Genomic DNA, 25,053 nt, shown 5'->3' with positions numbered 1-25,053 from the left:
AAAATTTATCAAATACATTTACATTCCTTATAAAATTAATTCACTTCAACTACAAAAAATTGAATACAACTATTTCAAATTCACAGATAAGCGCTTCTATTAAACATGCGGGAGCAGAATTATTTTCATTAAAAAACAATCAGAATAAAGAATTTATCTGGGAAGGTAATCCTGATTTCTGGGGAAAACACTCGCCTGTTCTTTTTCCGATTGTAGGAACTTTAAAAAACAACACTTATACTATTAATGGAACTGAATATCAATTACCAAGACACGGTTTTGCTCGTGATATGGATTTTCAATTGATCGAAAAAACTGAAAATAGTGCTGTTTTTTCATTAAAATATAATGAAGAAACACTGAAAAAATATCCTTTTTCATTTGAATTACAACTTATCTATACACTTCATGAATCTACATTAAATATTGAATACAAAGTAATTAATGAAGGGGAATCTAAAATGCCTTTTTCTATAGGAGCTCACCCTGCAATAGCATTACCTGAAGCTTTTGAAAATTATACTCTTGATTTTGAAAAAAATGAAGTTTTGAAATATTATATTTTAGAGAATGATTTAATCTCAAATAAAACAGAAATTTTAGAAAGCACCAATAGTTTAGTTCCTTTAAATTATAAATTATTTGAGAACGATGCGTTGATTTTCAAAACATTAAAGTCAAATTCGCTTACAATTCTTGAAAACTCAAAACCTTATATAAAGGTTGCTTTTGAAGATTTTCCTAGTTTAGGAATCTGGACCAAAGAAAATGCTCCATTTATATGTATTGAGCCTTGGCTTGGATATTCAGACACTGCTGAAAACTCTGGCGATTTATTTGAAAAAGAAGGAATTTTAGTTTTGGATGCCAATCAAACTTTCCAAGCAAAATTTAGTTTACAAATATTATAAATAGTAAAGAAATGCTAGAATTTAATTTTAATCCGTTTCCGGTTATAGAAACGGAGCGTTTAATATTAAGAAGGGTTACAAATGATGATGCACATGATATTTTCATATTGCGTTCGAATCCCGAAACAATGAAATTCATCCCAAGGCCTTTATTGAAAAGTGCTGAAGATGCTCTTGTACTTATTGCAGAGATTGAAGGTAAAATAAATACAAATGTTGGGATCAATTGGGCAATTACACTAAAAGACAGTCCTAAACTACTTGGCATAATTGGCTATTACAGAATGCAACCTGAAAATTATCGTGCTGAAATTGGATATATTTTGTTACCTGAATTTCACGGAAAAGGAATAATTCCTGAAGCTGTAAACCGATTAATTAAATTTGGTTTTGAAGATTTAAAATTACATTCGATAGAAGCTGTTATTGATCCTGAGAATTTTGCCTCTGAAAAAGTACTGCAAAAATGCGGTTTTGTAAAAGAAGCTCATTTTAAAGAATCTGACTTTTATGAAGGTCGTTTTTACGATAAGGTAATTTACTCATTATTAGAAAAGTAATTTCAACAACCGTTTTTTACAGAAAAAACTTCATTAAAAAAGAGAACAACAAGCAATAGTAAGTATTCTTATGCGTTATATTTGCACCCGAAATAATTAATGCAATCCGCATTTGTTTATAAAATATCTTATGAAAAAATTATTAATACTTCTTGTTCTTTTCTTTACAATACAATCACAAAGTCAAACTTTTATTAAATTTAATGCAGCAACAGCTTTAGTAGGTATTCCAAATGTTGGTGTAGAAACTAGTATTGGAGAGAAAACTACTTTTAGTTTTGACGTAATGGCTTCTTTTTGGAAATCCTTTAATGGACATAATCCAATGGAATTTTATACGTTCACTGCGGAAGTTCGTTACCATTTTAAAGAAAAATATAATGGATTTTACGTAGGTGCTCACGCTGGTCCGGATATTTATCAATTACAAAAATGGAATTACTGGGATACCAATTTATACGAACAAGGTTTTGGTTATAGATTAGGTGCAACTATTGGATACAATATCAAATTAAGCGATAAATTTATATTAGATATTTTTGCAGGTGGTGGATGGCATCAAGGTTTTTACCACGGTTATTATAATGATGGAACTCCTGGAAGATATGAAAAAGCTCCAAACTGGAACAAAAGTGGCGAATGGCTTCCGTACCGTGGCGGTGTTATGATTTCTTATAAATTGTAATTATTTCGTAAACTTAGGTAGTGATTTTACATATAAATCTTCTACTTTTTTACGAGCCCAATCTGTTTTTCTTAAGAAAGTTAAACTTGATTTAATACTAGGATTTGACAAGAAGCATTTTACAGGAATTAATTCTCCTAATGTGTCAAAGCCGTAATGATCAACTAATGATTCTAAAATTTTTTGAAGTGTAATTCCGTGTAAAGGATCTTTAGATTGATTCTGCATTTTATACTTTTTAAATAATAATAATAATAATAATAAAAAGAGCGTGCTTTAAAAAAGTACGCTCTTTATTTTTTACAAAACTAGTAAATTGAAATCTAAATCAATTAAATCTTTAATTATCTTTAGACATATCAAAGTTTTCCAATTTTGTTTACATTTGTACTTATGTTAAAAACAGTCAATATACTTAATAAAAGAGCTCGATTTGATTATGAGATAATCGACACTTATACTGCCGGAATTGTTTTATCCGGAACTGAAATTAAATCAATACGCTTAGGAAAAGCTAATATTACCGAAAGTTTCTGCGAATTTAGTAATCTCGAACTTTTTGCTATAAATACCTATATAGAAGAATATTCTTTTGGAAATCAATTTAACCATAAATCCAGAAGCGAGAGAAAATTACTTTTGAATAAAAAAGAACTAAAAACGCTTCATAAAAATGTACAAGCAAAAGGACTTACAATAGTTCCTTTAAAATTGTTTACGAATGAAAAAGGATTGGCAAAATTGCAAATTGGTCTTTGTAAAGGAAAGAAAAATTACGACAAACGTGAATCTCTTAAAGAACAGGACACTAAACGTGATTTAGATCGAATAAAAAAAGCTTATAACTAAAAGTTATTTTTACCAGAACTAGTATTCTTTATCATTTTATACGTATTTTTACTACAATAATTCTAAAAAAATGTAATATGAAGAAGTACTTATTTTTATTGATTACTGTTTTTGCACTTTCAAGTTGTGGTAGCAATACTTCTATCGTCAATAGTTGGAGAGATCCTAAAATAACTGTTGCTCAAGAGAATTTCAAAAAAGTATTGGTTGTTGTTTTGGTAAAAGATGAAGCTTCAAGAAGAGTTGCAGAGAATAGAATTGCAGCAAGTAATCCAATTTTCAAAACTTCTTATCAATACCTAAACGAAACAGTCAAAGATCTTACCAAAGAACAAAAATTAAAAATCTTACAAGACGAGAATTTTGACGGAGTAATTACAATGCGATTAGTAAGTGCTGACAAAGAAACTACTTATGTTCCCGGAACTTATACCGGAATGTATTATGGTGGATTTGACGGAATGTACACCGGAATGTATGGCTATGGTTTTGGAAATTGGTACGGAATGTACTCTCCTAACTTCTACGATCCGGGATATTATCAGGAAACAACTTCGTATATGGTCGAAACAAATATTTTTTCATTAAAAGAAAATAAACTAATCTGGACAGGAACTACAAAATCAGATTACGTTACTGATTTAGGTCAAACTGTTGATGCAATTATGCAAACAGTTGTAAAAGAAATGAGAAAAGACGGGTCACTTCCTCCTAAATAAAAACATTATTAAAAGCAATAGTTGTCTATTGCTTTTTTAATTCAAATAAAAATGACTAAATTTGTCAAGACAATACAAATCATATAAAAATGAAAACACTTCTTAAAAATGCGAGAGAACAAAAAGGATTAAAGACTCGAGAAGTGGCACAATTAGTTGGCATTGATCAGGCTTTGATAAGTAAATTTGAATCAGGGACGAGAAAACCAACTAAAGATCAAATTTCTAAACTTGCTCAACTTTTAGAAATCGATTATGAAACTTTAATGATCGCATGGCTTAAAGAAAAAATTCTGTATGAAATTGGAGATGATGAATTTGCTTTAAAAGCTTTAATACTAGCCGAACAAGAAATAAAATATAACAAAACAGTTTCGAAATTAAAGATTTCCAATACTTTAGAAAAACTTTTAAATGAGATCGATCTTTTAAAAGAGAAACTAGATAGTTATCGTCAATATGATAGCTTTAGAATCACTCAGGCTTTAGAGTTAGAATATACTTTTGAAAGTAATCGTATTGAAGGTAACACAATGACACTTCGCGAAACAGATATGGTTATTAATGAAGGTTTGACTATTTCGGGAAAAAGTATGCGCGAGCATTTAGAAGCTATTAATCATCAAGAAGCTATTGGTTTTATTAAAGATTTGATGCAAAGAAATGCTTCCCTAAACGAACGTGATCTTTTATCGATTCACAATTTAATTTTACGCGGAATAATTCCTGAAGACGCAGGACGTTATAGAAAAGTCCAGGTTATGATAAAAGGAAGTACACATATGCCGCCACAACCTTTTATGGTTGCAAAAGAAATGGAAGATTATTTTATTTGGTACGAAATCAACAAGAACAAATTACATCCAATCATTCTTGCTGCCGAAATGCATGAGAGATTAGTCACAATTCATCCTTTTATTGATGGAAACGGGCGAACTTCTCGTCTTGTCATGAATTTAATCCTATTACAAAAAGGATATATCATTGCTAATATAAAAGGAGATTATGATAGTCGTATGCAATACTACCAAAGTCTTGAAATTGCCCAAACCAAGAATAACAAAGAAGACTTTTTACTTTTTATTGCTCAAATTGAAAAAGAAAATCTAGAACGATATATTAGTATTATTGGTCAATAAAAAAAGCCCAACTAAATTGGGCTTTTCTCTTAATTTTTATCTTCTAATAAAGGAACAAATCTAAATTCTCCAAACTCATGTTTTTCGAATTGTGTTTCATTTTTTCGAATCAATAATGTCATAATCTGAACATCTTCGCCTAACGGAATTACTAATCTTCCTCCTATTTTTAACTGCGCCATTAATGGCTGCGGAATAAACGGAGCGCCCGCCGTTACAATAATACTATCAAACGGTGCATAACTTGGCAATCCTTTGTATCCGTCACCAAATGATAAATGTTTAGGACGAATATTTAATTTTGGAAATAAATTTGAAGTCGTTTTAAACAACTCATTCTGTCTTTCCACGCTATATACCTTAGCGCCCAACATACATAAAACTGCAGTTTGGTAACCGGAGCCAGTTCCTATTTCAAGGATTTTGTGTTCTTTTTTTACTTCTAACAATTGAGATTGAAAAGCAACAGTGTAAGGTTGCGAAATAGTTTGCCCCGCTCCTATAGGAAAAGCCTTATCCTGATAAGCGTAATCTTCAAAACTAGAATTTAAAAAAAGATGTCTTGGGATTTTTTTTATCGCATCCAAAACCGCTTTATCAGTAATTCCTTTTTGTTCTAAAGTGCTTACTAATTGATTACGAAGTCCTTGATGTTTGGCAGTGTCTTTCAAAATGGGTAGGTTTTATTTTTGCAAAAATAGGAAACAAAACAGTAAATCAAATATTGATTTTTAATTATTAAATTCCTAAATCTTTATTGCATTAACTTTCACTTTCGACAAATAAATTATATTTTTGTTTAAAATACATTCTCATGTTAAAAGTAGGAGTTTTAGGTGCAGGTCATCTAGGTAAAATACATTTACGCTTATTACAACAATCTGACAAATACGAATTAGTTGGATTTTACGACGAAAATCAAGAAAATGCCGAAAGAATTTCAAAAGAATTCGGTTATAAAAACTTCAGTACTATTGCAAAATTAATCCACGCTGTGGATGTAATCGATATTGTTACACCAACACTTTCTCATTACAAATGTGCAAAAGTGGCGATCAAATCAGGTAAACATATCTTTATAGAAAAACCAATTGCCAATACTGTAGACGAAGCTGAAGAAATTATCGCTTTGGCAAAAGAATACAATGTAAAAGGTCAGGTTGGTCATGTTGAGCGATTTAATCCAGCGTTTATTGCTACAAAAAACATGATCGAAAATCCAATGTTTATAGAAACGCATCGTTTGGCCGAATTTAATCCGCGTGGTACAGATGTTCCTGTAGTTCTTGATTTAATGATTCATGATATTGATGCTATTTTGAGTGTTGTTCATTCAAAAGTAAAAGATATCCACGCAAGTGGAGTTTCTGTAATCAGTGATACTCCGGATATTGCCAATGCAAGAATTGAATTCGAAAATGGTTGCGTTGCCAATTTAACAGCAAGCAGAATTTCGATGAAAAACATGCGTAAAACACGTTTTTTTCAAAGAGATGCCTACATTTCAGTTGATTTTCTAGAAAAAAGATGTGAAGTCGTTCGTATGAAAGATGCTCCTGAAGTTCCCGGAGATTTTGATATGATTCTGCAAAATGCCGAAGGTGTAAAAAAACAAATCTATTTTACTAATCCTGACGTTGAACAAAACAATGCAATTCTGGACGAATTAGAGTCTTTTGCAAATGCAATAAAAACTGATACTACGCCAGTTGTAACTCTTGAACAAGCAACAGATGCTTTAAGAGTAGCGTATCAGATTATTGATTGTTTCGAAAAATAGATGGAATCTATACTAAAGATCAAGTATAAGAATCAAAAGCAATATTTTGAAATTTTAGATAAAGAAATTATAGTTGATTTGAATACTTCAAAACATAAATTGAAGTATTCTATTCCTTTTGAGGAAATAAAAAAATCCAGTTATATTCAAAAAAACAGAGAAAATAAATTCTTAATGATTTTATACTTCTCTATTTTTTTAAATGTTTTACTAGTTTTAAGCTTGATAATGGTAACAAATAATGCTTCTCCATTATCACTCCAGGCACTATGTTTAGGTTTAATCACTCCTTTTGTTCTTATAGCTAAAAATATTTCAGAAGGACATGATGAACTACATTTAGAGGCGGGGAAACATTTGTATTTTATTTACACAAAAAAAAATGCAATAGAAGTTGATCAATTTGTAGATTCAATTTATCAAAAACAAATCAACTACTTTAGAACAAAATATTTCCTTATAGATCCAATATTACCATATCATACACAACACGAAAGATATATCTGGTTGTATACCAATAAATATATTAACGATAATGAATACGAAATAATAAAAGAAGATTTAGACAAATACTTCAATTTTAATACTAATATATAAAATGAAAACTATAGCTGTAATTGGTGCAGGAACAATGGGTAACGGAATTGCTCATACATTTGCACAAAGTGGTTTTACTGTAAAACTTATCGATGTTTCTGAGAAATCATTAGACAAAGGAATGGCGACTATTGCTGCCAATTTAGATCGAATGCTTTCGAAAGGAACAATTACTCAAGAAGAAGTTGCAAAAACGATTACCAATATTATTACCTATACAGATATTAAAGATGGTGTTGTTGGTGTAGATTTAGTAGTTGAAGCAGCTACCGAAAACGTAGAATTAAAACTGAACATTTTCAAACAATTAAACGAAGCTTGTTCTCACAATACAATTCTGGCAACTAATACTTCTTCGATTTCAATTACACAAATCGGATCTGTTGTTGCACATCCTGAGCGTGTTATTGGTATGCACTTTATGAATCCGGTGCCAATTATGAAATTAATCGAAATCATTCGTGGATACAATACCAGCGATGAAGTGACTAAAATCATCATGGATTTATCTGAAAAATTAGGCAAAACTCCTGTTGAAGTAAACGATTATCCTGGTTTTGTGGCAAACAGAATTTTAATGCCAATGCTAAACGAAGCAATCGAAACCTTATATAATAAAGTTGCAGGTGTTTACGAAATTGACACCGTAATGAAATTAGGAATGGGACATCCAATGGGACCGCTTCAATTAGCTGATTTTATTGGTCTTGACGTTTGTCTTGCTATTTTGAATGTTATGTACGAAGGTTTCAAAAATCCTAAATACGCTCCTTGCCCATTATTAGTAAATATGGTTAGAGCCGGAAAACTTGGAGTAAAATCTGGTGAAGGTTTTTATGACTATAGCGAAAGTAAAAAAGCTGAGAAAATCTCAAAACAGTTTATTTAAAATAAAGTTTTAAAATTTATGAGGAATCTATTTTTAATTTTTGCCCATTTTGTAATCACAATTTGTATTTCTCAAAACTTAAAAATAGATTCTAATAAACAATTTACCATTAATCAAATCGATAGCATTTCTGCAAAAAATGGACATGGCTTCATTTCAGATGGTGTCATAAGAATTGAAACTGAGACTGAAGTAGACAAAATTAAAACAAAGTTTCTTAGCGCAAGAGGTGGATATTCATATAGCTTTTATCTTCACCATTTCAATGAAGAGAATTATAATTTACTTTCGAATATCGAAAAAAGAAAATATAATTTTGAGAAATACAGCAATTTAATAAAAGGTCAATATCATGAAAGTATTCATTATTTAAATTCGTATTCAGACAATATTACTGGAGAATTTTACTATTTTGATACAAAACTTTTCTATGTGAAAATTAAAATCATACGAACTGAAAATAATAAAAAAGATATTTCAGAAACCTATAATTATAGTATTGCCGAATTAAACAATTTGAAAGAAACACAAACTCTTTCTTCATTTGAACTTAAAAGTTGGGTAGCTACAAAAAATGATCAAATAATTAAGTATTATAATCAATAATGAGTGCAATAACGCAAAATTTGCTTCAAATAAAAAACAATTTACCTGAACACGTAACTTTGGTTACGGTTTCTAAGACAAAACCTGTTCCGGATTTGATGGAAGCATACGAAGCTGGTCAACGTATTTTTGGAGAAAACAAAATCCAGGAAATGGCTGATAAGCACGAACAAATGCCTAAAGATATTCAATGGCACATGATTGGTCACGTGCAATCGAATAAAGTCAAATTTATGGCACCATTTGTGAGCTTGATTCATGGAGTTGACAGCTTAAAATTATTACAGGAAATCAATAAACAAGCTTTAAAAAACAATAGAATAATCGATTGTTTGCTTCAAATATATATTGCTGAAGAAGAATCTAAATTTGGTTTAGACGAAAATGAATTAAATGAATTATTATCTTCGGCAGAGTTCAAAGAAATGAAAAACATTCGTATCTTAGGATTAATGGGAATGGCAACCTTTACAGAAGATCAAAACCAAATTAAAAAAGAATTTACACATTTAAAGTCTATTTTTGATTCGATTAAAGAAAAAGAAGGAATGCAAAACATCTCTACAATTTCAATGGGAATGTCCGGCGATTATAAGCTTGCAATAGAATGCGGAAGCACAATGGTTCGCATTGGAAGCAGCATTTTTGGAGGACGTTAATCTAATTGTAGATTAAAGATTGTAGATTTTAAATGAATACTAAAAACTGAGACTGAATACTGAATTTGTACGCAATACTAGACATAGAAACCACTGGAGGTCAGTTTAATGAAGAAGGAATTACTGAAATCGCCATTTATAAATTTGATGGTCATGAAGTAGTTGACCAATTCATTAGCCTTGTTAATCCCGAAATTCCGATTCAGCCTTTTGTGGTGAAATTAACCGGAATCAATAATGCTATGTTGCGCTCAGCTCCAAAGTTTTTTGAAGTTGCCAAAAGAATCATCGAAATAACTTCAGATTGTATTATTGTCGCACACAATGCCTCATTTGATTATAGAATCTTACGTACCGAATTCAGACGTTTAGGTTATGATTTCGAAGCCAGAACACTTTGTACTGTTGAACTTGCCAAAAAATTAATTCCGGATCAGCCTTCTTATAGTTTAGGAAAACTCGTTCGTGCACTTGGAATTCCAATGGCCGACAGACATCGTGCAAGCGGAGACGCAATGGCAACTACCAAGTTGTTTAAAATGCTTCTCGAAAAAGACTTGGAAAAAACAATCGTAAAAGATTTTATAAAACTCGAAGTCGAAAAAGGAATTGCTCCAAAATTGATGGATCTTTTAGCGCAAATGCCTGCAAAAACTGGCGTTTATTACATTTATAATGAAGGTGGAAGCCTTATCTATATCGGCAAAAGCCAAAATATCAAAAAGAGAATCAATCAGCATTTTACCGGAATCACAACTAAAAGTAAAAAAATTCAAGCTGAAGTTTTCACCATAACTTATGATGAAACCGGAAGCGAATTAATCGCACTTTTAAAAGAAAGTGAAGAAGTAAAAATAAATCGTCCAAGACATAATCGCTCTCAAAGAAAAACGGTTTTTCTATATGCATTATATGCTGAGAAAGATGCAAACGGTTATATGAATCTTAAACTTGAAAAAGCAGATGGACGTAAAAAAGAAATCACATCATTTGCTACTTTACAAGAAGGAAAAAATGCACTTTTCAGATTCACATCGAAATATCATTTGTGCCAAAAACTTACCGGATTGTACCAAACCAAAAAAGAGTGTTTTCAATATAAGATAAAAGAATGCGATGGCGCTTGTATTGGCGAAGTTAGTCCAGAAGAATATAACATTCGTGTTCAGCAATTTATATCAGAAAATAGCTTTGAAAACAAAAGTATGATTCTACTTGACAGAGGTAGAAACGTGAATGAAAGAAGTGCTGTATTAATCGAAAACGGAACTTATAAAGGTTACGCTTATTACGACCTCAATTATCAAATTACCAATATTGAGATTCTAAAAAACATTTTAATCCCGATGCAGCATAATCGAGATGTAAAAAATATTATTCAAAACTACATCCGAAAAAGCAAATCGCTTAAAATTCTTCATTTTTAACACAACAAAACTTTCATTATCTTAGCCGATATGAAAAAAGTAAAATCAAAATACGACCTTTTTAGACAAAAGACTCAAATAATCCTTTACGGTAGCAACACCTTTTTAGGGCGTTTGTTCGATCTGGTACTTTTAGGTCTTATTCTTTTAAGCGTACTTCTGGTAATGATGGATACCGTCGAAGGCATCAATCAAAAATACCACCAACAACTTCTTGTTTGTGAATGGATTATTACTATTTTCTTTACCATAGAATTTATTTTACGCATTATTTCGATACAAAAACCCATTAAATATGTTTTTAGTTTCTACGGAATCATCGATTTAATGGCCATATTACCCATGTATTTATCCATATTTTTTCCTGCGACAAATGTTTTAACCATCGTTAGAATCCTGCGTTTCTTCCGATTGTTTAAAATTTTACACATTCCTCAGATCTCTCAACAATCCTTGCAACTCCGTGAAGCCATGCAAGCCAGTAAAGAAAAAATTCTGGTATTTATATACTTCGTCCTCATCAGCGCCGTAATTATCGGCTCATTAATGTACGTTGTCGAAGGCAAAGAAAGTGGTTTTACCAGCATTCCTGTCGGGATTTATTGGGCAATTATAACCCTAACAACCGTTGGTTATGGCGACATTTCGCCGGCATCACCATTAGGTCAGTTTTTAGCATCGCTAGTTATGATTATGGGATATGGAGTTATTGCCGTACCAACCGGAATCGTAACTGCCGAATTTGCAAAAAGCAGCTTAAGAAATAATGCTGTTAGCACAAAAAAAACATGTCAAAATTGTAATGCACAGGTACATTTTGATAGCGCAAAATATTGCCATGAATGCGGAATCGAGTTACCAAATAATTAATTTAATGAGCTATTTCCAGCTGTACATTCCAACTCCTCCTTATCTTTGTTGTTTTTTTAAGGCATAAAAAGAGCTTCTAAAGTCGCTTTTTTATCCCAAAAAAACTAACAAATATAAGTCCGGGGTTTCCATTACCATCTGGGCTAAAAAATATGAAATACTTAATAACCATCGTCGGACCAACAGCAATAGGAAAAACAGCCTTAAGTATTGCTTTGGCACAACATTTTAAATGCGAAATAATATCTTGCGACAGCCGTCAGTTCTTTAAAGAAATAACAATTGGCACAGCGGTTCCCAATCAGGAAGAACTACAAGCAGCAAAACATCACTTTATTCAAAACAAATCAATTTTCGAAAATTATACCGTTGGCGATTACGAAAAAGAAGCACTTATTAAACTAGAAGAATTATTCCAAAATAATGATTTTGCCATTCTTATTGGTGGTTCAGGATTATATGTTGATGCAATTTTAAAAGGTTTCGATGAATTCCCGGAAATTGATCCAGCAATACGTTCTCAGGTAAATTCTAATTACGACAACTTCGGAATTGAATATCTACAAGAACAATTACAGCTTTTAGATCCTGATTATTATCAAAAAATAACAGAAGAAAATTCGCAAACACTTCAAAATCCACAACGAATGATGCGTTTTGTAGAAGTTTGCATCGGAAGTCAAAAACCATATTCATCATTTCTAAATCAGAAGAAAAACAACCGAAATTTCGCTCCTATTTTAATTGGTTTAGATGCCGAAAGATCTACGATTTACAATAGAATCAACCAACGAGTTGACATCATGATAAACGAAGGTTTATTGCAGGAAGCAGAAGCTTTATATCCTAATAAAGCGTTAAATGCGTTACAAACTGTCGGTTATAGAGAATTATTTAGTTATTTTGACGGAGATTTCACGCTGCCATTTGCCATCGAAGAAATCAAAAAAAATACCAGACGTTTCTCAAAAAGACAACTTACCTGGTTTAAACGGAATGAAAACACAAAATGGTTTGATTACGCCACAGATAGAAAAGAAATTATAAATTATATAGAAAATCAACTAAAGTAAAATCTATTTTCTTTTCTCTTTCTTCTATTATCAGATAGAAAAATCTAAAACCAACAATCTAAATTCAAAATTACAAATGCCTATATCGCCAAATTTCACATCGGTTTTAAGCAAAGACTGGGAAATCAATTTTACACAATGTACCCCAAATGGTTTTTTAAAATACACCGATTTATGTAATATTCTACAACTAACTGCTGCAGCACATTCAGAAGTTGGAGGTATTAGTTTTTTTGATATGCAGGAATTTCACCAAGCTTGGGTTTTAAGCAGAATGCGTGTCGAAATTTCGTCCTTACCAAAATGGCAAGATGTTGTAACCGTAAAAACATGGATTAATAGTTTAGAAAATTCTCGTTCTGTTCGTGCTCTTGAAATGTATGTAAATGGCAAAAAAATAGTAGGCTGCGAAACCTATTGGGCAGTATTTAATACACAAGCGCGTCGTCCAGAACCATTGGCTTTGCCATATGAACATTTCGAATTATTTCCGGACAATAGAGCAACAACTGAAGGTTTTTCTAAAATAAATATCAATCACGAAAAAGGAGCTATTTTTGAAAAAACAGTTTATTTATCAGATTTAGATATTGTAAATCACGTAAATAACGTCAAATATTTAGAATGGTGTTTAGATCATGTAGATGAAAAACGAATTTTAAAACAAGAAGTAAAAAGTTTTGAAATGAATTTCATGAAAGAACTTTCACTAAAAGATAACGTAGTAATTCACGAAAGTGAAGATGACAATCATACAACAGCAACATTCAGTATTACAAAAAACGAGAAAACGTGTTTTGCATTAGAATTGCATTGGAAATAAATTGTCCGCAGATTTAACGGATTGAACGGATTTTCGCGGATTATTTCATTTTTAATTCGGCAAAAAGCAATACATTTCAAATGTAAATTTGTATAGTCCCTACGGGGCAAATATTCGCTTTATTGACGATATCTCTACCAAGATGTAATCTCTACGAGATATTCCTTCAAATAATTTAAACATAAAATACTTCTTTAGGAGTTAAATATCGGTAAAAAACAAAAATAGCCTTCCTTAAAATTGTCCCGTAGGGACAACACTAAATTATATTAAATAAAAAAAAACGATGCAACTCAAATAGAATTGCATCGTTTTTTTTTTAAAATCAAAAATCATTTTGACTTCTTTTTTGAATCTTTTTTCGATTTCTTTGACTTCTTTTTATTTTCAATTAAATCAATTTTTCCTTTAATTCTCTTCTCTACATCAGTAATATCAGAATCAAAAGCAAATTGCAAAAAATGAAGTTTAGCATTTTTAATTTCCTTCAATGCATTTTTAAATTCATGTTGAGCTTCATAAAGTATTGCTTTCTTGACATAAATTTCAGATTTATTAATTCCTTTTATAGTCAAAGCAAAATCAATTAATTTTTGAGCTTCTTCATAATCTTCGTTCAAAATCAAAGTCTGTAAATAGTGCGGATAAACTTCAAGAGCATGAATATTAATCGCTAAAGCTTCCTGAAAATACTGCTTTGCCTCTTCATAATTCCATAATTGCTCTGCCTGAATTCTACCATACAAACACAAAACCATAGTATTTTTGGCATCATATGAAAAAGCATAATCTAATGATTCAATAGTTTCCTCAAGCGAATACGGGTAATTATCCAAAGCCTGAAAAAGGTATTTATCAATTGTTTTCATTTCGTAAATCGGTTTTTAATTTCTGACGAGTTCCTTTGTAACTTTTCTCCACTTTATTCTTTTTGAAATCAGTTCCGGTAAAAACTCTAACAGGATTTCCTCGCTGAATATTCAGTTGATTTTCCCATTGTTTTCCAACGTGATTTTTAAGCTGTTGCAAAGTTTCGTCTTCTAGTTTTTTTAATAATCTTTCTGTTGCCAGTTTTTTGTTTTGATGTTGTGATCGGCTGTCCATCGACACAACGGCAATTCCAGTTGGAATATGAGTCGCTCGAATAGCCGAACTCACTTTATTAACGTGTTGTCCGCCAGCACCCGAACTTCGCATTGCTTGGTATTGAATATCATTTTCTGAAATCGACGCATTCTTTTGTAGTTCAATCTCAAAAATGCCAATAAACCAGTTTTTACGCTTATGCATTTTCCTAAACTGACTTTGGCCAATCCACTGAATAGTTCCAATCCATGAATTTGCAAATGTTTCAGCATTTTTTCCTTTTATAGAAATAGTTGCCGTTTCAACTGTTCCGTTTTCTTCACCAACTTCTCTTTGAAGCAAAATAGTTTCTAACTGTTGTTCTTGTGCTTCGTCCAAAACTTTTTTAAGCACTTGGGCGACAACCCAAGTGCATTCTGCAGGTCCGCGACCTGCTGTTATCTGAATAATTTTTTCCATTTTTTAATTTCTTATCGGTCCATTCTAACGATTTTCGGAGTAAAAGTTCCCAGAACTTCCACCAAGTCCGTTTGATTTCCCATTACTTTTGTAATGTCTTTGTAAGCCATTGGCGCTTCATCAATGTTTCCGCCAATTAAAGTTACGTCGTTAGCTTTCAATACTTTTTTAATTTCACTTTGTGTGAAATTAGCTTTGCATTTAGCGCGTGAAAATAACCTTCCGGCTCCATGTGAAGCCGAGTTTAAACTCTCTGCATTTCCTTTGCCTTTTACAATATATCCCGGAGCAGTCATCGATCCAGGAATAATCCCCAATTGACCTTCTGCAGCAGGAGTTGCACCTTTTCTATGCACAATACATTCTTTTCCATTTACCATTTCTTTCCAGGCAAAATTGTGATGATTTTCAATCGTAACCACAACTCTTTTCCCAATTGCTTTAGCGATTCGTCTATGAATATCGTCGTGACAGGCTTTTGCGTATTCTCCGGCTAAATTCATTGCCAACCAATATTCCTGACCATCGTGTGTATTCAAATCCAACCATGCCAAATGCTGTACATTTTTTGGTAACGGACATTGTTTAGCGGCCAAATACGTGTAATGTTTCGCAATGTTTGCGCCTAAGCCACGAGAACCGCTATGTGATAAAACAGCAAAATATTCTCCTGCGCCAAGTTTCCATTCATTCTCTGGATTATCAATTTTGGCAATTCCAAATTCTACAAAATGATTTCCTCCGCCAGAACTTCCTAATTGCTTATAAGCTTTTGGTAAAAGATTCTTTAGTAATGGAATATCCTGAAATTCGCTTTTGTAAAAAACTTCATGATCCGCTTTTGTAGCGTGTGTTTCATTCATTCCAAACTTGGTATTGTCTTTTAAAATTGCCTGCAATTGATGCTCTTTTCCTTTGAAATAAGAAGCCGGTAAATCAAAAATTGACAAACTCATTCGGCAGCCAATATCAACACCAACTCCGTATGGAATAACTGCATTATCTGTTGCTAAAACTCCACCAATTGGCAATCCATAACCTGAATGCGCGTCTGGCATTAATGCTCCCGCAACTGAAATTGGCAATTTTAAAGAATCATACAACTGAAACTTAGCTTGCTGATCGATTTCATTCTCTCCAAAAATGGTAAAAGGAACTCTTGTTGTCTTCAACTGATGCATTCTTACATGAACGGGATTTACCAAACCTTCGGCTACTTTTCCCCAAGTTCCGTGTCCTTCAAATTTTTCAGGATGAAGTAAAACTTCTTTTGCTTCTGTCAGAATGGATTCCTTTTTTTCTCTTTTTCTATATCTGTTTATTTGCCCTAAAGCTATATTTATTGAATTATTTTTTGGAAAGCCTAACTTAATCAGGTCTTTTCCGGATAATTTATTTCCCATGATTTATATCATTTCGTCTACATATTGTTGATACAATATATGCAGACTTTTATTTTTAATTGGGTTTATCTCTCGTGGGTTTTCATTTTGATAATACCTCCAACGATAAGAAAAACCATCTACTAATTTGTTTATTCTATGTCGTAAATTAAGATTCGTAATATAATTGTCAAGAAGCTGAATTTCACTTTCTAAATCTGCATCAACCATTTTAGTATGCGTTATCATGTACGGTTTAACGCGAAATACATAACGCCATGGCTCATTAAATATATAATGAATTTTATAGCGTTTACAATTAGGACACCATCGTTCCCTTTTATAAAAATGCATTTTCTCTTTTTCAGTTAATGTTAGTTTTGAACTTCTCCATTCTGATTCAGAAAACTCTTTTATTGTTTGGAGTTTTTCGACATATACATGTTTTCTTTTCTTCTTTTTCCTTTTCTTAAAAGATTTTTCGGAAGAATATTGCCATGTATTTATCTTCTCCAGTAATGTTTTATAAAATGAAGCTTCGTTTGATCTTACTATATCTTCTCTAAGCACAAAGCTCCGTTCCCAACCTTTTTGATAAGGTGTTGCTAAAGGAATCAATGGTAAACTTTGTCGTTTTTTCCAGAGTTCAACTTCAAATTTTCTTGATTGAATTAATTGTTTTTCAAAATCTTCTTTTACTAATCTTTTCTTTGTTCTTTTATTTTTAAAGCGAGAGCACAAAGCATACTCCTCTGCTGTATAATTTTCCATAAAAAATTATAGTGCATTAAATTAATAGCCAAAACAGGCTTTAACATTTTATCCTTTTGGGACAAATAATAAAATCGATTATTCGGGAAAATTTGAAGTGTCTAGAATAAAAAAAGCCCGAAACTATATGTCTTCGGGCTTTTTTATATATCTAAAAATGAATTTCTAAGATTGAAATAAGCCACGAAGAAGTGCTGCACCAAATCCGTTTGGTGTGAAGCTCTGAGATGTCAATGTAAGTACAAACATTTTTCTTCGTTTTTAAAGGGTTATTAATTTTTTCGTCTGCAAATATTCAGAATACTTTTTTAATTTTCCAAATAATAATAGAGAAAATTCGTGTAAAAAATATTTATTCATTTTTATGGTTCTAAAAATATAGGATTATCTAACTGAAAACTAAAGCCATAGCCCTGATAGAAGCGGTATCCTTTTTAGGGCTTTTTTGCCCGAAAAAGATATAGCGGATAGCAGGAAATAGCTCCAAATTATATGAAAAGCTAATATTTTAAAATTAAAAGTCTAATTTTTTATCCCGAAGCTTCGGGACCAAATTCCATTCTTTTCGCTGGATTTGTCATTTCTGTAAAGATTGCGTATAATAGTAATCTGAAAAAATATAAGCATAAAAAAAGCTCTGATTTCTCAGAGCTTTAATATTTTTTGTTTGGTGAATTTTTTGTTATTCTGTTATTCTGTAACTTTACTTTTAACAACTAATCTAAATCCTTCTCCGTGAATGTTAAGGATCTCAACATCTTCGTCTGCTTTTAGGTATTTTCTAAGTTTAGCGATGTAAACGTCCATACTTCTTGAAGTAAAGTAGTTGTCATCTCTCCAGATTTTTGTTAATGCTAGTTCTCTTGGCATTAAATCATTTTCGTGAAGAATTAACATTTTAAGTAATTCATTCTCTTTTGGAGATAATTTTATTGGTTCTTCATTTTCGAATGTTAAGAATCTAAGTTTAGAATTTAGGTGGAATTTACCAATATTAAACTCAAATTGAACTTGTTCTGCTTTTGTATCAGCAGATTTTCTTTGAATGATTGCTTTGATTTTCATCAATAAAACTTCTGAATCAAAAGGTTTATTTAAGTAATCATCAGCTCCGGCTTTATATCCTTTTAGCACATCTTCTTTCATAGATTTTGCCGTTAAAAAGATAATTGGCACTTCGCTATTTTTCTCTCTAATTTCTTTGGCTAAAGTATAACCATCTTTATAAGGCATCATTACGTCAAGAATACACAAATCATATACATCTTTCTTGAACTTCTCGAAACCTTCCATACCGTTTTTAGCTAAAGTAACTTCAAAGTCATTTAACATTAGATAATCTTTAAGAACTGCCCCAAAATTAAGGTCATCTTCTACTAAAAGTATTCTTTTGTTATTATTTTCCATATTTTAATTTATTAATGGTATTTTTATTATAAAGGTGCTACCTTTTCCTTTTTCGCTTTCAACATATACTTGTCCATTATGATCTTCTACGATTCTTTTTACATAAGCAAGACCTAAACCGTGTCCTTTTACATTATGTAAATCTCCAGTATGTTCTCTATAAAACTTTTCAAAAACTCGTTTCTGAGCTATCTTACTCATACCAAGACCATTATCTTTTACTTTTATCAGAATCATGTCTTTTACATTTTCTGTAAAAATTTCAATTTCAGGGGCATCCGGTGAATATTTTATAGCGTTTTCTAAAATATTTACCAATACGTTTGTAAAATGCACTTCGTTAATCAAACACGTTGTTCTTGCTGCATTAAAGTGTTTTACAACTGTACCTTGTCTGTCTTCCAAAATTAAGTTTACGTGCTCAATTGCATCATCAATGATATCATGAATTACAGTTGGTTCTTTTGTTATATCAAGTTCTCTTTTTTCTAATTTAGAGATACGAAGAACGTTTTCAACCTGAGCATGCATTCTTTTATTTTCGTCCCGAATCATTTGAAGATAGCGATAAACTTTCTCTTTATCTTCAATAATCTTAGGATTTCTAATTGCATCGAGTGCTAAATTTATTGTTGCAATTGGAGTTTTAAACTCATGCGTCATATTATTAATAAAATCGGTCTTGATTTCAGAAATATGTTTTTGACGTATCAATTGGTTCAATGCACTTGTATAAGCAACTATTATAATCAATGTAAATATTATCGATAGTATAGTGATACTCAACAATTCAGAAAGTAAAAATTTCTTTTTATGAGGAAACGTTATATACAATTCATATCTACTGCTTCCTTCATTATCAGTGAATATCGGTACATGATAACTAGCATCTTTATCATAATGAAATCCATCTGACTTTATTTTTGTCGATAAACCACTATTAAGAACTCCGAATTCAAATTTGGTTTTTACACCATATTCTTCTAATTCTTTCTTTAGAAGGTTTTGCAATTTAATCTTAGAAATTCTTTCGTCGATTGGTAATGCATCTGCAAAATCCTTTATCGAAATTTCCATTTGAACTTTATTCAAAAGATCTAAACTTCCCGACTTTTCAATTTTAAGATCCGGAATTAAACTTTGTCCTAAAGTACTATTATCAATATTGTTATTATTGTTATAAACTTCAGTTACTCTTTTCGAACTAAAATTTTTAAATCTTTCGCTACTAAACTTTTTATTGAAAAGTGAACCACTTATATCATAATCCTCGGATGTAAGTGTGTTAGAATAAACGATCGTTTTATTTGTCTTGGTATTTCTTTGTACATATAGTACTTCAAGTAAATCTTCTTTCTTGGGAATTTTACCAGTACTGTCTTTTAAACGATTCCATTTATCATAAAAACTATACTCTTCTTGCTGCTCAAGTTTATCAGCAACATTACCGATTACTTGGGTAACGTGGTATTTAAATTGTTCGTCATTGTTTTTGAACGAAGAATTGAACCAATATACTTGAACCAGAATAATCCCTATTAAGGACAAACTCATAAGTAAAACAAGTATTCTAAAAAATAATTTATTCATCGAAACAAAATTAATATTTTAACAATATACTAAATAATACATTAACCAAATATTAACATTTAAGACTGATTTTGTTTTATATTTAAAATTTTAAGAATTTTAACAACTTCTTCTTTAGCAATTTTAAGATTACTGTTATTAATTACAAAATTGCTTAAGGAAATTCGTTTTTCGTCATTCCACTGCATTTTTATCCTGCTTAAAACCTGTTCTCGTATGGTATTATCTCGCTTTAGAACTCTTTCAATTCTAATTTCTTCCGGGGCAGTAACTGTTACAATAACATCGCAATCTTTATAACGACCACTTTCAAACAAAATTGCGGCTTCGTACACCACATATTGATATTTTTTATGTTCTGATAACCAAATTTCAAAATCACTCTTCACAGCCGGATGAACAATAGCATTTAATTTTGCTAATTGATCTGCATTATTAAAAACAATTTCAGCCAGTTTTGCTCTGTTTAAAACATCATTTTCAAAAAGTGTTTCTCCAAATGTTGCCTTTATTTCATTGACAATACTTTGAGATTGCATTACTTTTTTGGCCTCATCATCAGCAATGTAAACCGGAACTCCCATTTCTGCAAAATAGTTTGCAATAGTTGTTTTACCACTTCCTATTCCGCCTGTTAAGCCTATAACTTTTGTCATACTATACCTTAAAAAACATACGAGGAAAGGCCTCTTGTGGTTTTTTCTTTAAAAGAATAATTTTTATAAATGATTCTAAAAATCCCGTTCCATAACCATAAAATTGTTTCCAAACTGCAATTACAGAAAGATATCCAATTTTGATGCTTTTATTTTGAATACTTGCTATAAGAAAAACCATACCGAAATATACAAAATATAATTGTAATAATATATCAAAATTGAAAATTAATAGTAAAAAAGCTAATAATAATCCGAGGATAAAAAACGTCGGAAAAAAGAAAGTTAATTTATTATGTTCCGGATACCAACTATTAAGAATAGGTCTGGCAATTCCAAATTTATGTACTTGAATTGAGAATTTCTCCCAGTCAATTCTTCGTTTATGATAAACGTAAGCTTCTGAAAACAATCTGGTTTCAAATCCTAAATTCCATAATCGAATTGATAAATCCGGATCTTCTCCCGGATGAATATTTCCAAATCCTTTTGAAGCTTCAAACGCCTTTTTTGAAATTCCCATATTGAAACTTCTTGGCTGAAACTTATTAATTTTTTCAGAACCACCACGAATTCCTCCAGTTGTCACGAAGGACGTCATTGCAAAATTAATCGCTTTCTGAATACTCGAAAAACTATCCAATGCTCTGTCCGGACCTCCAAAACAATCAACATATTCCTGATCTAAGGCTTTTCTAACTTCTGTTAAATAATTAGACGGAATAATACAATCTGAGTCAAAAATGATAAAGTAATCTCCTCTCGCCTTTTGCATCCCAAAGTTTCTGGAATCTCCTGGTCCTGAATTTTCCTTGAAATAATATGAAATATTCAATTTTCCCTGATATGTCATCACAACGTCTTTGCATGGAATTGATGATCCATCTTCGACTAGAACAATTTCAAAAGCTTCATTATAATCAGATTTTGAGAGACTTTCTAAAAGTTCATCTACTTCATCTGGACGATTATACACGGGTATAATTAAAGAAAAAATCATAATGGGATGTGCGTATTAAAGTGGAAATATTTTAAAATTAAAAATTTTAACAAAGATATGTTATATTCATAAAAAAACCATTCGCTGTGACGAATGGTTTTCATTTATAAGGGTATTTTTTTTTGTATTTATTTGATACTTTCAATATTTACAACTTCATTTGCTTCTGCTGCATAATCAACCCCTGCAAATTCAAATCCAAAAAGATTCAAGAAATCATTTCTGTATCCTGCTAAATCACCAATAGCTGGTAATGTTTCAGTTGTAGCTTCTAACCAAAGTTTAGCCACTTTTTCCTGAACATCATCACGCATTTCCCAATCGTCAATTCTAATTCTGCCTTTTTCATCAACAGGAACTTCTGATCCATTGTACAATCTGTCTTGGAATAAACGCTGAATCTGCTCGATACAACCTTCGTGAATTCCTTCTTCTTTCATGATTTTATACAAAAGAGAAATATATAAAGGAATTACCGGAATCGCAGAACTTGCTTGTGTAACTAATGCTTTGTTTACAGAAACATAAGCTTTTCCTCCAATAGACTCTAAACTATCTGTGATAGAGAATGCTGTAGCTTCTAAATGATCTTTTGCTTGACCAATTGTACCTTTACGGTAAACTGCTTCTGTCAATGATGGCCCGATATAAGAATAAGCAACTGTTGTAGCTCCGTCTGCCAATAAATTTTCTGCTTTTAAAGCATCAATCCACATTGCCCAGTCTTCACCGCCCATTACAGCAACTGTATTTTCAATATCTTCTTCATTTGCCGGAGCAATAGAAACTTCAGAAACTTTTCCGGTATGAAAATCTACTGTTTTATTTGTAAAAGTTTGTCCGATTGGTTTTAAAACTGAACGGTGCAAAACTCCTGTTACAGGATGTTGACGCACTGGAGAAGCTAAACTGTAAATTACAAGATCAACTTGTCCTAAATCCGCTTTAATTAAATCTAAAGTTTGTCTTTTTATTTCGTTTGAAAAAGCATCTCCGTTGATACTTTTTGCATATAGACCTGCTTTGTGAGCTTCTGTTTCAAAAGCTGCAGAATTATACCATCCTGGTGAAGCTGTTTTACCTTCAACTGGTGGTTTTTCAAAGAAAACTCCAATTGTTGCAGCATCAGATCCAAAAGCGCTTGTAATTCTTGAAGCTAAACCAAATCCTGTAGAAGCTCCGATAACTAATACTTTCTTTGCTCCGGCAATTGGACCTTTTGATTTTATATATTCTATTTGATTTTTAACATTTTGCTCGGCTCCTTTTGGGTGAGATGTCAAGCAAATAAATCCTCTCATTCTAGGTTCTATAATCATTTTTTTCCTTTTTATTCGCAATTGGGTAATTCTTTCTTTATTAAAGATAGTTCACCTAATTTACGTTTGTTTAATTAGCTTTAAGATGACAAATATAAATTATTTCTTTAGTTCAACAAGGCTTTAGCATGATTTAAAGCCGAATCTGAAACGACTGCTCCTGATAACATTTGAGCAATTTCGGTAACTCTTTCTTCCTGAGACAAAAGTTTCAACTCTGATTGTGTATCGTCGTCAACTGTAGATTTCGAAACTTTAAAGTGCGAATCTCCTTTTGCTGCTATTTGAGGTAAATGTGTAATGGCGAAGATTTGCATTTTCCCACTCATTTCTTTCATTATCTCTCCCATTCTAATAGCAATTTCTCCTGAAACTCCTGTATCAATTTCATCAAAAATCAAGGTTGGTAATTTTGAATATTGTGCCAAAATCGCTTTGACAGCCAACATTATACGAGACATTTCTCCTCCTGAAGCTACTTTTTTCAATAATCCAAAATCAGTTCCTTTATTGGCAGAGAATAAAAATTGCAATTCGTCTTTTCCATTATTGAAATAGGTTTCAGAAGGCAATAATTCCATATTGAAACGAACATTTGGCATTCCTAAAGTTTCCAGTATTGAAACTAATTGATTCGATAAAACCGGAATTGCATTTATTCTTTCCTGATGAATTGTAGCTGAAAAAGTATCTAATTCTGAAGTTTTTTGCTCTATCGATTTTGATAAAACTGTTATTTCTTCTTCAATATTATCCAATTCTAAAACTTTATTTTCTAAGTCTGCCTGAATTTGTAATAATTCGTCTACAGTTTTAACCTGATGTTTTTTCTGTAAATTGTAAATCAATTGCAATTTCTGACTTACTAATTCTAATTGCGCCGGATCATTTAATAATTTCTCTGATGCATTTTGCAATTCTCTCGAAACATCATCAACTTCAATTGCGACACTTGTTATTCTTTCGAATAAACTTTGATATTCCGGCGAAAATAAAGCGATTTTTTGCAAAGAAGCTTTAATTTCATTTAGATTATGAAAAACACCAAATTGTTCTTCATTAGCAATTACCAATGATTTATCAATTGATTCTTTAATAATTTCAACATTATTTAGTTTCTCATAATCAGCTTCCAACTCTTCTTGTTCGCCTGATTTCAATTTAGCAACAACCAATTCATTCAATAAAAAAGTATTGTATTCCAATTCTTTTCCTGAATCACTTTGTTTTTTCAACAAAGCATTTAGTTTGCTTTTATCTGTTTTATATTCTTTCAGTAACTTTTGGTACGACAATATGGTTTCTCCATTATTTGCAATTGCATCAATAATTTTAAACTGAACACTTTCGTCTGATAATTCCTGAGTTTGCTGTTGCGAATGTATATCAATCAAAAACAAACTTAAATCTTGTAGTTCCTGAAGATTTACGGGACTATCATTTATAAATGCACGAGATTTTCCTGAAGGTAATATTTCGCGTCTAATAATAGTTTCATCTTCGTAATCAAGATCGTTACTTTCAAAAAATTCTTTTAGATTGTATTTAGAAATCTCAAAATGTGCTTCGATTACACATTTTTCTTCTTTGTTTTTTAACGAAGTAAGATCGGCTCTTTTTCCTAAAACAAGTCCAATTGCACCTAATATAATTGATTTCCCCGCACCTGTTTCACCTGTAATTATAGAAAAACCTTTTGAAAAGTCAATGGCAAGTTTTTCAATTAGAGCATAATTTTTAATTGACAGCGAAGTAATCATAGAGAAAATTTGTAAATATAAAAGTTAATGATGGGG

General features: G+C 31.4%; 27 protein-coding genes. 15 read left to right on the top strand and 12 right to left on the bottom strand.

Annotation, left to right across the window (positions count from 1 at the left end):
• Window positions 1–59 precede the first annotated feature (59 nt).
• The 3 genes from WN975_RS03300 to WN975_RS03290 all read left to right on the top strand — a co-directional run bounded on the left by WN975_RS03300 (window position 60) and on the right by WN975_RS03290 (window position 2,156).
• A complete protein-coding gene (locus WN975_RS03300; RefSeq protein ID WP_337965200.1) occupies window positions 60–911 on the top strand; it encodes an aldose 1-epimerase family protein in 852 nt (283 codons plus the stop codon).
• A gap of 11 nt (window positions 912–922) precedes the next feature.
• Window positions 923–1,471 (top strand): GNAT family N-acetyltransferase, encoded by a 549-nt coding sequence (locus WN975_RS03295; protein WP_337965199.1) that lies wholly within the window; start codon window positions 923–925, stop codon window positions 1,469–1,471.
• A gap of 130 nt (window positions 1,472–1,601) precedes the next feature.
• Window positions 1,602–2,156: a DUF3575 domain-containing protein gene (locus WN975_RS03290; protein ID WP_337965198.1), complete on the top strand. Its 555-nt coding sequence runs from the start codon at window positions 1,602–1,604 to the stop codon at window positions 2,154–2,156.
• On the opposite strand, the gene WN975_RS03285 is transcribed toward WN975_RS03290, so the two are convergent.
• The gene (locus WN975_RS03285; protein ID WP_337965197.1) at window positions 2,157–2,384 is read right to left on the bottom strand and encodes a VF530 family protein; all 228 of its coding nucleotides are present in this window, start codon (window positions 2,382–2,384) and stop codon (window positions 2,157–2,159) included. It lies immediately after the preceding gene.
• A 165-nt stretch (window positions 2,385–2,549) separates the two neighbouring features.
• On the opposite strand from WN975_RS03285, the gene smpB reads away from it, so the two are divergent.
• The 3 genes from smpB (at window position 2,550) to WN975_RS03270 (ending at window position 4,863) form a co-directional block, all read left to right on the top strand.
• Window positions 2,550–3,005 carry an SsrA-binding protein SmpB gene (smpB, locus tag WN975_RS03280; protein ID WP_099711846.1) on the top strand — a complete coding sequence of 152 codons (456 nt, stop codon included), beginning with the start codon at window positions 2,550–2,552 and terminating at the stop codon, window positions 3,003–3,005.
• Window positions 3,006–3,082: 77 nt separating this feature from the next.
• Entirely contained in the window at window positions 3,083–3,724 is a 642-nt protein-coding gene (locus tag WN975_RS03275; protein WP_337965196.1) for a hypothetical protein, read from the top strand.
• A gap of 89 nt (window positions 3,725–3,813) precedes the next feature.
• A complete protein-coding gene (locus tag WN975_RS03270) occupies window positions 3,814–4,863 on the top strand; it encodes a Fic family protein (RefSeq protein WP_337965195.1) in 1,050 nt (349 codons plus the stop codon).
• A gap of 29 nt (window positions 4,864–4,892) precedes the next feature.
• On the opposite strand, the gene WN975_RS03265 is transcribed toward WN975_RS03270, so the two are convergent.
• On the bottom strand, window positions 4,893–5,534 hold the full coding sequence (locus WN975_RS03265; protein WP_099711843.1) for a protein-L-isoaspartate(D-aspartate) O-methyltransferase: 642 nt from the start codon (window positions 5,532–5,534) through the stop codon (window positions 4,893–4,895).
• Between the two features lie 143 nt (window positions 5,535–5,677).
• Here WN975_RS03265 and WN975_RS03260 point away from each other — a divergent pair, with 143 nt between their 5' ends.
• The 9 genes from WN975_RS03260 (at window position 5,678) to WN975_RS03220 (ending at window position 13,587) form a co-directional block, all read left to right on the top strand.
• On the top strand, window positions 5,678–6,643 hold the full coding sequence (locus WN975_RS03260) for a Gfo/Idh/MocA family oxidoreductase (RefSeq protein WP_337965194.1): 966 nt from the start codon (window positions 5,678–5,680) through the stop codon (window positions 6,641–6,643).
• Window positions 6,644–7,240, top strand: a complete 597-nt coding sequence (locus WN975_RS03255) for a hypothetical protein (RefSeq protein ID WP_337965193.1) — start codon at window positions 6,644–6,646, stop codon at window positions 7,238–7,240.
• Between the two features lies 1 nt (window position 7,241).
• Window positions 7,242–8,129 (top strand): 3-hydroxyacyl-CoA dehydrogenase NAD-binding domain-containing protein, encoded by an 888-nt coding sequence (locus tag WN975_RS03250; protein ID WP_337965192.1) that lies wholly within the window; start codon window positions 7,242–7,244, stop codon window positions 8,127–8,129.
• Window positions 8,130–8,147: 18 nt separating this feature from the next.
• Window positions 8,148–8,735 carry a hypothetical protein gene (locus WN975_RS03245; RefSeq protein WP_337965191.1) on the top strand — a complete coding sequence of 196 codons (588 nt, stop codon included), beginning with the start codon at window positions 8,148–8,150 and terminating at the stop codon, window positions 8,733–8,735.
• Window positions 8,735–9,394, top strand: coding sequence for a YggS family pyridoxal phosphate-dependent enzyme (locus WN975_RS03240; protein ID WP_337965190.1), 660 nt, complete (start codon window positions 8,735–8,737; stop codon window positions 9,392–9,394). Before WN975_RS03245 ends, WN975_RS03240 begins: the two co-directional genes overlap by 1 nt.
• A gap of 65 nt (window positions 9,395–9,459) precedes the next feature.
• Window positions 9,460–10,821 (top strand): exonuclease domain-containing protein, encoded by a 1,362-nt coding sequence (locus tag WN975_RS03235; RefSeq protein ID WP_337965189.1) that lies wholly within the window; start codon window positions 9,460–9,462, stop codon window positions 10,819–10,821.
• A gap of 30 nt (window positions 10,822–10,851) precedes the next feature.
• On the top strand, window positions 10,852–11,691 hold the full coding sequence (locus WN975_RS03230) for an ion transporter (RefSeq protein WP_337965188.1): 840 nt from the start codon (window positions 10,852–10,854) through the stop codon (window positions 11,689–11,691).
• A 152-nt stretch (window positions 11,692–11,843) separates the two neighbouring features.
• Window positions 11,844–12,764: a tRNA (adenosine(37)-N6)-dimethylallyltransferase MiaA gene (gene miaA, locus WN975_RS03225; RefSeq protein ID WP_337965187.1), complete on the top strand. Its 921-nt coding sequence runs from the start codon at window positions 11,844–11,846 to the stop codon at window positions 12,762–12,764.
• Window positions 12,765–12,840: 76 nt separating this feature from the next.
• Entirely contained in the window at window positions 12,841–13,587 is a 747-nt protein-coding gene (locus WN975_RS03220; RefSeq protein WP_337965186.1) for a thioesterase, read from the top strand.
• Window positions 13,588–13,919: 332 nt separating this feature from the next.
• Here WN975_RS03220 and WN975_RS03215 read toward each other — a convergent pair whose 3' ends face one another.
• The 10 genes from WN975_RS03215 to recN all read right to left on the bottom strand — a co-directional run bounded on the left by WN975_RS03215 (window position 13,920) and on the right by recN (window position 25,017).
• A complete protein-coding gene (locus WN975_RS03215; RefSeq protein WP_099711832.1) occupies window positions 13,920–14,456 on the bottom strand; it encodes a hypothetical protein in 537 nt (178 codons plus the stop codon).
• Window positions 14,443–15,132: a peptide chain release factor H gene (gene prfH / locus WN975_RS03210; protein ID WP_337965185.1), complete on the bottom strand. Its 690-nt coding sequence runs from the start codon at window positions 15,130–15,132 to the stop codon at window positions 14,443–14,445. Before prfH ends, WN975_RS03215 begins: the two co-directional genes overlap by 14 nt.
• Before the next feature lie 11 nt (window positions 15,133–15,143).
• On the bottom strand, window positions 15,144–16,535 hold the full coding sequence (locus tag WN975_RS03205) for an RtcB family protein (RefSeq protein WP_337965184.1): 1,392 nt from the start codon (window positions 16,533–16,535) through the stop codon (window positions 15,144–15,146).
• 3 nt (window positions 16,536–16,538) lie between these two features.
• On the bottom strand, window positions 16,539–17,285 hold the full coding sequence (locus WN975_RS03200; RefSeq protein ID WP_337965183.1) for a hypothetical protein: 747 nt from the start codon (window positions 17,283–17,285) through the stop codon (window positions 16,539–16,541).
• Between the two features lie 690 nt (window positions 17,286–17,975).
• Window positions 17,976–18,692: a response regulator transcription factor gene (locus WN975_RS03195; RefSeq protein ID WP_099711827.1), complete on the bottom strand. Its 717-nt coding sequence runs from the start codon at window positions 18,690–18,692 to the stop codon at window positions 17,976–17,978.
• Window positions 18,693–18,695: 3 nt separating this feature from the next.
• Window positions 18,696–20,282: a HAMP domain-containing sensor histidine kinase gene (locus tag WN975_RS03190; RefSeq protein ID WP_337965182.1), complete on the bottom strand. Its 1,587-nt coding sequence runs from the start codon at window positions 20,280–20,282 to the stop codon at window positions 18,696–18,698.
• Window positions 20,283–20,341: 59 nt separating this feature from the next.
• Window positions 20,342–20,938, bottom strand: coding sequence for a dephospho-CoA kinase (coaE, locus tag WN975_RS03185; protein ID WP_337965181.1), 597 nt, complete (start codon window positions 20,936–20,938; stop codon window positions 20,342–20,344).
• Between the two features lies 1 nt (window position 20,939).
• On the bottom strand, window positions 20,940–21,938 hold the full coding sequence (locus WN975_RS03180) for a glycosyltransferase (RefSeq protein WP_337965180.1): 999 nt from the start codon (window positions 21,936–21,938) through the stop codon (window positions 20,940–20,942).
• Window positions 21,939–22,066: 128 nt separating this feature from the next.
• Window positions 22,067–23,257 (bottom strand): trans-2-enoyl-CoA reductase family protein, encoded by a 1,191-nt coding sequence (gene fabV / locus WN975_RS03175; RefSeq protein ID WP_337965179.1) that lies wholly within the window; start codon window positions 23,255–23,257, stop codon window positions 22,067–22,069.
• A 107-nt stretch (window positions 23,258–23,364) separates the two neighbouring features.
• Window positions 23,365–25,017, bottom strand: coding sequence for a DNA repair protein RecN (gene recN / locus WN975_RS03170; protein ID WP_337965178.1), 1,653 nt, complete (start codon window positions 25,015–25,017; stop codon window positions 23,365–23,367).
• Window positions 25,018–25,053 lie beyond the last annotated feature (36 nt).

Origin of the sequence: uncultured Flavobacterium sp., assembly GCF_951805225.1 — a bacterium.
Taxonomy (GTDB): domain Bacteria; phylum Bacteroidota; class Bacteroidia; order Flavobacteriales; family Flavobacteriaceae; genus Flavobacterium.
Note: the sequence above shows the minus strand (reverse complement) of the source record. Positions and strands in the feature narration are given on the sequence as shown.